At 54.0% G+C, this 8,276-nt stretch carries 6 protein-coding genes and 2 pseudogenes; 5 read left to right on the forward strand and 3 right to left on the reverse strand.

Annotated features, from left to right (window positions below; all coding sequences use genetic code 11):
- Positions 1–134 precede the first annotated feature (134 nt).
- Together ACFQ27_RS20180 and ACFQ27_RS20185 are read right to left on the reverse strand one after the other, a co-directional pair.
- Positions 135–426: pseudogene (locus ACFQ27_RS20180) on the reverse strand (transposase); the annotation flags it as partial.
- Between the two features lie 139 nt (positions 427–565).
- The gene (locus ACFQ27_RS20185) at positions 566–2,512 is read right to left on the reverse strand and encodes an alginate lyase family protein (protein WP_377354831.1); all 1,947 of its coding nucleotides are present in this window, start codon (positions 2,510–2,512) and stop codon (positions 566–568) included.
- Between the two features lie 80 nt (positions 2,513–2,592).
- On the opposite strand from ACFQ27_RS20185, the gene ACFQ27_RS20190 reads away from it, so the two are divergent.
- The 5 genes from ACFQ27_RS20190 (at position 2,593) to ACFQ27_RS20210 (ending at position 7,850) form a co-directional block, all read left to right on the forward strand.
- The gene (locus tag ACFQ27_RS20190; RefSeq protein ID WP_377354832.1) at positions 2,593–3,786 is read left to right on the forward strand and encodes a glycosyltransferase family 4 protein; all 1,194 of its coding nucleotides are present in this window, start codon (positions 2,593–2,595) and stop codon (positions 3,784–3,786) included.
- 574 nt (positions 3,787–4,360) lie between these two features.
- Positions 4,361–4,663, forward strand: coding sequence for a hypothetical protein (locus ACFQ27_RS20195; RefSeq protein WP_377354833.1), 303 nt, complete (start codon positions 4,361–4,363; stop codon positions 4,661–4,663).
- Between the two features lie 7 nt (positions 4,664–4,670).
- Positions 4,671–6,212 carry a glucosamine inositolphosphorylceramide transferase family protein gene (locus ACFQ27_RS20200; protein WP_377354834.1) on the forward strand — a complete coding sequence of 514 codons (1,542 nt, stop codon included), beginning with the start codon at positions 4,671–4,673 and terminating at the stop codon, positions 6,210–6,212.
- Between the two features lie 31 nt (positions 6,213–6,243).
- Positions 6,244–7,335: an acyltransferase family protein gene (locus tag ACFQ27_RS20205; protein WP_377354835.1), complete on the forward strand. Its 1,092-nt coding sequence runs from the start codon at positions 6,244–6,246 to the stop codon at positions 7,333–7,335.
- 389 nt (positions 7,336–7,724) lie between these two features.
- Positions 7,725–7,850 (forward strand): transposase, encoded by a 126-nt coding sequence (locus ACFQ27_RS20210; RefSeq protein ID WP_377354836.1) that lies wholly within the window; start codon positions 7,725–7,727, stop codon positions 7,848–7,850.
- A gap of 23 nt (positions 7,851–7,873) precedes the next feature.
- Here the strand turns inward: ACFQ27_RS20210 and ACFQ27_RS20215 are convergent.
- Positions 7,874–8,188 (reverse strand): annotated as a pseudogene (locus ACFQ27_RS20215) (integrase core domain-containing protein); the annotation flags it as partial.
- Between the last annotated feature and the right edge of the window lie 88 nt (positions 8,189–8,276).

Here is an 8,276-nt window from a genome sequence, read left to right on the forward strand (position 1 = left end):
GGCGCTCCGGCCCCGACATCAACGTCACATGGGCCATGCTGCACAGCTATGAGCGCTCATAAGGTCTCCTTACGAGCCTAGCATCCCGTCCGGCCTATCCCTCAGCAAGGCGGCCCAAGGCGGGGGGGGGGTACGCTGATCTGGAACACCATCCGAAGATGAACGACGCCTTGGCGCACGGCGGCCGGCCCTACTAATTTCTGAAAGCAGCTCGTTCAACGCCGCCTTGTCGAGCATCGCGTCCGCCAACAGTGACACGAGCCGGCGGTTCTCGTCCTCCAGCGCCTTCAGCAGCTGGGCCTCCGACACGCTCTTACCGCCGAACTTGGCCTTCCAGGCGTAGATCGCGCCCTCCGACACACCGCGCTTGCGGGCCAACTCGACCACCTTCGTCCCGGCATCGTTCTCCCAAAGGATTCCGATGATCTGCTCCTCGCGAAATCTCGCTCGCTTCCTGTTCGTCCTCTCAAGGGCCGGACTCTAGCTCCAGGTGGAGGAAGTTCTTAGGGGCAGGTCAGCTCCATGACCTCGGACCCTGGTGAAAAAGCCAATAGATTGCTGGCGCTCAAAATGAAGACGCTGCCAGTCGAATCCGCACCAGTGACGCACTACCTTCATCAGCGCTGAGCAATCCCCGTAGGAGGATCCTTTGCCCCGCCTCTTTGACGTTGAACCCCGGAGAATATACACTTTCGCCCACCTCCCAATCGTATCCTGAAAGACTTTCACAGCTGATGGCGCGCCCATCACTTGCATACACATGAGCCATTCTACCTTCCAATTTAACGCGACAATTCGGCGCCACATTAAAACCTATAACCCATGGAACACTTGAAAGAGTGGGCTCACCTATAAGCTTATCTTCAACATCCCAGCCTAGCCGATCAGCGTGAATCGCTATGCCTCGATGATGGGAAACGCCGAACTGCTTTCTGTAACCATTGTGGGCCCCCGCGATCCTGTGGGCGCTAAAATGCTCAAGCTTGGTTTCCGCATGTCTGGACCAATTGAAAGCTCCCGCAATATCGCTTTGGTCCGCCCCCCCCAATATGAGTGTGTTGTGAGCATTGGTCCCTCGCAGACTATCCCGCCATAGCCCACCCGAGTGGTAGAGGAAGGTGCCGCTATCGACAAAAATCGGCTCATCTCCCCAATGCAGCCAGACTGAAAGCGCGTCCGCATGTCCGTGAGCAGCGATTGCCAGAAAGCCAAGAGGGGCGTGATCGAAAACAAAAAGGGCAGTTCCACGATCGGTGGGCTGCCTTATGACTGAATATCCCCCAGATTCAAAAGTCCGGACTCCCGTGGGGCCAGGTCCTATATCAGCGAGCGCAGATTTACCTACATTCACGTATACTTCAGTCTGTTCTTCCGCGCCTTCTGAAGCCACTCGGATACAACGTTCTGAAAATACAACAGTATTTGCGACGTATTGATCAGCGCTTGATTGCGATATGTCGAGTACGCGACCTTCATCATCGTCGCCAATCCTGGGGGTGCGCCCGCCGTCATCGAGCATCCAACGGAGATGCTCGACGGCCAACTTCAATTTTTCAAAATAGGCGGCTGAAAAGGGGCGGCCCATCGACTTCGCATTCACACCTGTCAGCGCAAACCATTCCAAGCTATAGGCGCTGTAAGTAGGAGACTGCTCTGCTCCAACGCCGTCCTCATGGAATTGATGATGGACTTCAGCCTCCAGTCCGCGCTGAGCATCACCGAGCAGCGCATTCGCATTCGTTATGCCAGGCGCAGCCCCTGCAGCGATAAATATCGCTGACATCTCTGCTATGCGGTGATTGTTGGCCGACGAATATCGCGACGGGTAACGGGCAATCCAAAAAACGTGAGCGGCAACGAAGGCCTTGATGTCAGGCAAGAAATCACTCGGAGGCACGCCGACAATCGAAATTAAGGCCAAGATGGAAACCAGGCGGCTCGCCGCCTCAATTCCGCTAACCCAGTTAATTCCGCGGAACGGAGGATTTGCCTCCATCCACCCTCTCACTATTTCAAATGCTATTCGGGCGCTACGATCTCCAGCGGATTGTGCGCCAAGCCCAACTGCAGTCAGGAACTGGAGCCGATTAAGTTCCCAGACAAACTTCACGTCACCAAATTCGCTTGCATGCCGGTAATTTACATCAAAGCAGTAAACATCCGCTCCAGGCCAATTCTTGTGCGTCACGGGATCTACAAACCAGAAGTCAGTTCGCCACCAACTTTCGCTGACGGGCTGTGGCCAATGCTGGCCCAGAAGGACGAACTCCCCCCGCACGGCACGCGCCGCTCGCTCCAGGACGGCCTCATCCAATTCGCCGGATCCCCGACCAAACGTCACCCCTGATAGCCCAGCTACCCCACCCTCATAACTGCCGAAATCCGACCAACTCCACCCCCGCAAGCCATCGGATCTACGACGTATCTGTTCCTGCACCCGATGAGCGATTTCGGCTGCAGACATGCGGCTGACCCGCCGCAGCGCCCATTGAAGCTTTTCTACTTTACGCATCCATCCGCTCCGCATACGCCTGCTAACGCGCCAACCCTATCGAAAAACGCCCCGCTAAAAGGTTCGAGATTGAGCATCGAATGCCAACGAAGCGAATCCTAATTATCGTCGAGAACCTACCCGTTCCATTCGACAGAAGGGTATGGCTCGAAGCCACTACGCTATCGAATGCGGGTTATCATGTTTCAGTCATTTGCCCGAAAGGCAAAGGATACGAGAAGTCGTTCGAAACATTGGAAGGCGTCCATATATACCGACACGCTCTCCCGCTCGAGGCCTCGGGACCATTGGGCTATCTACTTGAATATGGAAGTGCTCTTATTTGGCAGATGCTCCTATCCATTCGTGTAGCATTGGCTGGCCGCATCGATGTAATTCACGCCTGCAACCCTCCCGACCTGATATTTCTTGTCGCAGCGCCTTTTCGCCTATTCGGCACTCGCTTTTTGTTCGACCAACACGATCTTTGCCCCGAAGTCTACGAATCCAAATTTAGCCATCGCGGCCCATTCTATCGAATGCTGTCGATCTTCGAACGCATGACCTATGGTCTTGCAGACGTGATCATTTCAACAAATGAAAGCTATCGCGCCGTCGCAATGACCCGGGGTGGAGTTTCCGCTGAAGATGTCTTCGTCGTCAGAAGTGGTCCCGACATAACACGCTGGCCCAAGCGCCCACCTCCCGACGAAAAGTGGAAGAATGGGCGACGGCATCTCGTCGGCTATATTGGCGTAATGGGAGAGCAGGAGGGATTGGACCTCCTCCTGAAATCGATCAGGAAAATTGTATATGTAGATGGCCGCGACGATATTCAATTTGTTTTAATTGGGGACGGTAGTTATCGCGCCCATATCCAAAAGATGGCTAGTGACTTCGGCCTGTGCGACTATGTTACATTTACCGGTCGGGTTTCCGACGCCGAGCTGCTAAGCGCGATCGGAACATCCGACGTATGCGTAAATCCAGACCGATTTTCTGTCCTAAATGATAAATCGACGATGAATAAAATTATTGAATATATGGCGCTTTCGAAGCCAATTGTGCAATTTGATCTCACGGAAGGTCGGTATAGTGCTCAGGGCGCGTCGTTGTATGTAGCGCATGATGATACAGATGCGTTTGCCGAGGCGATCGTTTCTCTAATCGATCAACCTGAACTGCGCGCATCTATGGGAGCACTTGGTCGAGAGCGCGTTGAAACCGAGTTGGGCTGGGGCCACCAGGTTCCTCAACTTTTGGCGGCATACGACCACATCTTTCGGGGGCGCTAGGCACGGTAGCCTGCTAACTAACTCCGCTCGAAACACCCGGCTAGATGGTGCTGACGCCGTCATTTAAGAACTCCAAATGCAACGGAATGCCGAGTCGTTGATTGACAGCTGACGCAGGTACTAGACAGTCAGGCGACTTTCTCCACAGCGGCCCCAGGCAATTCGCTGTCAGCATAGGCGTTTATGTGGAAGGCGTATGAGCAGACGACCAGCCAGGAACAATGGCAGCCAGGATGGCGGAGCAGGGGCCCCAACGGGTCAAATCTCAATCGGATCCGTTTTTGGAAGGCTTGGCCGTGCTCTCCGCCACATAGTCCCGCTCAGGATACGGCAAGAAATTTCATATTTTCTCGCTCACAGCAGAACTGAAAAATCCCCGGATCGGATCCTCCTGGTTTCCTCAATAATCCCGGCACTTGTATCCTCCGGAGGAGAGATACTTTGGGTAGGATGCCGTCGATATACAAAGAACTATCCGAATCTCATAGAATCACACGGTGCACGTTGCTGGACCACTGATATCGATCCGGTCACGGAACGCTGGGGGCGCAGAGGGCGACATATTGAGGCCAATTTGCTCGATATCGCGGGCATCTTCGACCAAGCGAAATTTACCGGCGTGCTGTGCAACGGAATTTTCGGGTTTGGTGTAGATGGGCCTCAAGCGCAAAGCGACGCCATCACCGCGATCGCGCATGTCTTAGCTCCCGGCGGCTGGCTACTGATCGGCTGGAACACTGATCGGGGGCCGGACCCTATGGAACGCCCAGAAATCGCTCACTGGTTTCGCCGCGATCAAGTTGGAATTATTCCATCCAGACAGCGCGTTGCTGGCACTACGCATGTTTACGATCTATTGCGGCGGCTGCCAGAATAGGTGTCCCTTGAACAAATTTAGCCTGCCCCTGAAACCCGTCGCCGTGATCTTGCCTCTAGACGGTGTCTTCCAATGGCATATCAGCCTAATTGACTGGTTTAGACGCTCGCACACAGTTTTTGTATTCGTCGCGCCCGCAAAGGGCTGGGATTGGCGCGTCCATTTCTGGATGGGGCTTGAACACATGCTATTCAAGGATGCTCCGCTGGCAAGGCGGGTGCCGGCACCTAACGACGCTCAGTGTTTCGACCGCTCGTTGGATTGGTCCGATTATCGGATAGTCCTCGACTTTGCTCGGCAATCGATGGGTCTGTCTAACGGTTACGAGGTCCGATATGACGGGATGGCAGACGACAGATATTTGCTCGGAAAGATTTTGCGCAGAAGATCTCCAAAAATTTCACTCAATTCCAGCTCTACCGGCCTCGAAGTGGCCGCGTCATATCCCAGCATCCAAGATCGTGCAGTCCTCATACGTGCTCTGTCTACGATTTTTTCACGAACCGCCGCGCTTTGTACTGAACTTTTAGATGTTGAACCTCATGGTCGACGTAAGCCGCTTGAATTGTCGACAGGAGCGATCTCAATACAGCCAATGTATTTGCTAAAATTTGCTATTAGGCTGCTTGCGGAAAAGCTCGCAAACCAAGTGATCAAGAAAGTCAAGCGAACAGGATACTGGTCTATAGCGCTGAGAAGGTCTATAGGTGTAGGTTTTCCGGCTCCTCCTGCGCCAACACAATTTTCTATTATCTCCACCCCACTTAATAGCTACCTAGCCGATCCATTTATCTTTCGGTACGAAAACAATTCATATCTCTTTGCTGAAGAATTTCTTTATTCCGTAAACAAGGGTGTTCTTGTTTGCGCGAAAATCGGTCACGATGGCGACGTCGGAAGTTTCGAAGTTGTTCTGGAGCGACCATACCATCTGTCCTATCCGTTTATTTTTGAACATGACGGCCAAATTCTGATGATTCCCGAGAGCGGGGCCGATGGAAAATTGCAGCTGTACCGTTGCCTGCAGTTCCCAGGTACTTGGGAGTTTGTGGCAGTCTTAATTGAGGAGCCAATAGCCGACGCGACACTCTTCCAAGAGGGGGGGGTCTGGTGGATTCTCGGGACCGTCGCACGCTTTGGCGGATCAATCCACGATGAACTCAATGCTTACTATAGTTTGAGCCTAACTGGACCGTGGAAGCCTCATTCAGCAAATCCAATCAAATCGGATTGTCGGTCATCAAGATGCGCTGGCAAAATTGTGCGGGTCGACGGGCGATTATTTCGGCCAGCGCAGAACTGCGAGACTGGGTACGGTGAGGGATTGGTGTGGTGTGAAATTACCCACCTAACACCTACCTTTTTTGATGAAGTCATTGTGGAGTCTTGGCCGGCAGAAGCCGGAAGTGGCTTTAGGGGGCTTCACACTTACAATAGCGATGAACAATTTGATGCTATCGACTTAAAGTGGGATCCTAATATCTGCCAGCTAAAATCGTCGTTGAAAAGCGTTGCCCTGAAGGCCAAGACTCCGGCGAAGAATTGGTAAGCTCTTGAGATTGGATTTTTGGAGAACCTCAATGCTGCCCGTGGCGCCCTTGGAGCTGAGACAAGATTCGGCGTCAAGTTCTAGTCTAATATACATTCAGTATCTTCGCGCGTTAGCGGCGTTGCTTGTAATTTTCCAGCATGCGCATGAGCAGGTTGCTGGCCTCAGAAACTATATGAACACCACATTGGGCGAGGGTGGTGTCGACTTGTTTTTTGTAATCAGTGGTTTTGTAATGATGTATTCGACTGGCTTCAAGAGCCCTTCGGCGAGATCATTCATTTTCCGACGCTTGGAGCGAATTGTTCCTTTGTATTGGATAATGACATTATTGACCGCCTCGTTATTGCTGATAACGCCGCAACTATTTCGAAATAGTGCGTTTTCAATTTCGAGCTTGATTAGTTCACTAATCTTCTTTCCGCAGCGTAACCCGGGCATGACCCAAAGTATAAGCCCAATGTTAAAGTTGGGGTGGACGCTGAACTATGAGATGTTTTTCTATGTGGCCTTCGCGTTGTTTTTGGCTTTCCGACCCGTTATCCGCGTAGTTGGGGTTGGCTTCCTTTTCGGCCTATTCTTCTTTCTACAGGAGACGTTCAATTGCCAGTACACTCCCATTTTGTTCTGGACAGATTCGATAATCTTTGAGTTCTTGATCGGGTGTATTATTGGCGCGCTCGCTTTATCCGGAGTATTTCGCCGCGCGTCCGCTTGGATTGCTCCCGCATTGGCAGGGATCGGGGTGATTTGTTTTGTAGCATTTGCCGATGCGCCGGGACCACGGCTCTTTAGCGCCGGAATTCCTGCTGGGTTGATAGTGGCTGGGGCTGCAGGCGCAGAATTGAAGTGCGGTCGAAATTTATTGTCGGGGAAATTTGCGTTTCTTGGCGACGCCTCGTATTCTCTGTATTTGGGGCATTTATACCCGGTAATTGCTTTTCGCGTGGTGTGGGATAAGCTTTCGCTTCCGCAGGAAGGCGTGATTTCAGCGGGACTATTCGTGACGGCGTGCATGGTTACAGGGATTTTTTCGGGTATCGTCCTGTATCAATGCGTCGAGCGGCCTATCGGGCGCTCATTGAGGTCGCTTCGACTTCCTGCTCGCTCGTTGACTGTCTAGAGCATTTTCGATCAGTCTGCATCACAGCCGACGCTTTAGCGTTGAGGGTGCCGAACTGGGGGCGTCCTCGGTGATGAACTCCGCCACGGGTGCCGGATCACGGGGCACCGGGGCACAGCCATTCGCCACGCAACAGCACTCGAAGATCGCGAAGTCCGCACTGGAATTCCGCAGGGTCGCCTCCGCCTACGCCCCAGAAAGGCACTCAATTTCGCTACTTCAGTTGGGCAAGGGCTGTGACGTGGCCCCCGCCAGTGCCTCGATTGGTCGTATCCCTCCGGTGAGGGCCGCCTTGCGGTGATGTGGGCTTTGGCGATCCTGCGCTCTTAAGTCCGGTCATATGATCGGTCATATGAGCAGGTTTAAGAGCGGCGATGAGCTAGATCACGTTGCTGACGGGGGAGCGCCGTCGGACGTGGAGCGACGCGCAGAAGCTGGCGATCCTCAGTGAAGCGTTTGCGCCTGGGGCGGGGGTGGCGGAGGTGGCTCGGCGCTTCGAGATGTTGGCCTGCTGACCTGCCCCCCACCGGTCCCTCGATCATTGTGAGAGTCCAGGGGTTGGTTGGTAGCTGATCTGCAGCGTCGGCGGTAGCGGCCGGCCGGTGGAGCTGATCAAGTTGCGCAGCCGGCCGGCCGCGGGGTTCAGCCGCACCGCTTCCGGCGTGAGGCCGCCGTGCGCCGAGTGTGGCCTGACGTGGTTGTAGTCGAGCCGCCAGCGCTCGATCACAGCGCGGGCCTCGGCCAGGTTGGCGAAGACCTCCTCGTTCAGGCACTCGTCGCGCAGCTTGCCGTTGAAGCTCTCGACGAAGCCGTTCTGCTGCGGCTTGCCGGGCGCGATGTAATGCCAGTCGACGCCGGTGCGGTTGGGGGACTGTCAGGAATTTCGTGTGTGGGCGGGCATAATGGGAAAGAAGGAGACCTCCCATGGCCCGACGCAAAGA

Source organism: Phenylobacterium conjunctum, assembly GCF_042679085.1.
GTDB classification, from domain to species: Bacteria; Pseudomonadota; Alphaproteobacteria; order Caulobacterales; family Caulobacteraceae; genus Phenylobacterium; species Phenylobacterium conjunctum.